1 pseudogene is annotated in these 509 nt (G+C 67.6%); it reads left to right on the top strand.

The annotated features are described in order from the left end of the window. Window positions 1–509: pseudogene (locus IEY93_RS37650) on the top strand (DNA-directed RNA polymerase subunit beta); the annotation flags it as partial.

The following is a 509-nucleotide window of genomic DNA, read 5'->3' as shown; positions in this document are numbered from 1 at the left end:
GAGGAGATCACCCGCGACATCCCGAACGTGTCGGAGGAGGTCCTGGCCGATCTGGACGAGCGGGGCATCATCCGCATCGGGGCCGAGGTGGTGCCCGGGGACATCCTGGTGGGCAAGGTCACGCCCAAGGGCGAGACCGAGCTGACGCCCGAGGAGCGGCTGCTGCGCGCGATCTTCGGTGAGAAGGCGCGTGAGGTGCGTGACACCTCGCTGAAGGTCCCGCACGGTGAGATGGGCAAGGTCATCGGCGTGCGCGTGTTCAGCCGCGAGGAGGGCGATGAGCTTCCTCCGGGGGTGAACGAGCTGGTCCGGGTGTACGTCGCGCAGAAGCGCAAGATCACCGATGGTGACAAGCTGGCGGGCCGGCACGGCAACAAGGGCGTCATCTCCAAGATCCTCCCCGTGGAGGACATGCCGTTCCTGGAGGACGGCACCCCGGTCGACATCATCCTCAACCCGCTGGGCGTGCCCGGCCGGATGAACGTCGGCCAGGTCCTGGAGACCCACCT

It is taken from the genome of Sphaerisporangium melleum (genome assembly GCF_014646695.1).
GTDB lineage: Bacteria > Actinomycetota > Actinomycetes > Streptosporangiales > Streptosporangiaceae > Sphaerisporangium > Sphaerisporangium melleum.
The sequence above is the reverse complement of the archived record's forward strand: the minus strand, read 5'-3'. Positions and strand labels throughout refer to the sequence as shown.